This window comes from Mesorhizobium sp. CNPSo 4670 (assembly GCF_057784235.1).
In genome coordinates this window covers 1-701 of record NZ_JBWJFQ010000077.1, presented here as the reverse complement: position 1 = coordinate 701, position 701 = coordinate 1, and the positions used below count along the sequence as shown (strand labels likewise).

1 protein-coding gene is annotated in these 701 nt (G+C 57.5%); it reads right to left on the bottom strand.

Translation table 11 applies throughout. From position 1 onward, the window contains the following. Positions 1–455 (bottom strand): B12-binding domain-containing protein (locus AC0ZT5_RS35160; RefSeq protein WP_488500166.1); only part of this gene is annotated, 455 nt, incomplete at its 3' end. Positions 456–701: the final 246 nt, after the last annotated feature.

Sequence of the window (701 nt, the reverse complement as noted above, 5' to 3'; positions counted from 1 at the left end):
TGGTGCTGCTCGATAGCATCGAGATACTTCTCGACCGCATTGTTGATGCCGAGGTCGATGACGTCGAAGCCGGCACCTTCCATCATCATGCCGACGAGGTTCTTGCCGATGTCGTGGATGTCGCCCTTGACGGTGCCGATGACCATCTTGCCTTGCTTCGGCGCGCCGGTGGCGGCAAGCAGCGGACGCAGGATGAACATGCCGGCCTTCATCGCATTGGCCGACAACAGCACTTCGGGAACGAACAGGATGCCGTCGCGAAAATCCTCGCCGACGATGCGCATGCCTTCGACCAGCGCCTCGGTCAGCACCTTGTAAGGCGCCCAGCCGCGCTCGAGCAGGATGTTGGTGCCTTCCTCGATCTCTTCCTTCAGCCCGTCATAGAGATCGTCGTGCATCTGTTGCACCAACTCGTCGTCGGAAAGTTCGGAAAGGATGATCTCGTCGTCGGACATTTTGCCTGCGCCAATTGCTTGTCAGTGATTTACGGGCCGCCGGCACCTTTTGTCATAGGTGCCGGCGGCATTTGCTTGCAAGTCTCGGGAGTTAAATCAGGCGTCCAGCCAAACGTTCTGGAAGTCCATTTCGTAGGTCTGGTGCATTCCGTAGTTCTTCACCTTCTTGCTCATGTGGCAGTAGAGCTTCTGCCAGAACGGCTGGATGATGACGCCGGAATCCTGCAGGATCTGCTCGACGTCCTT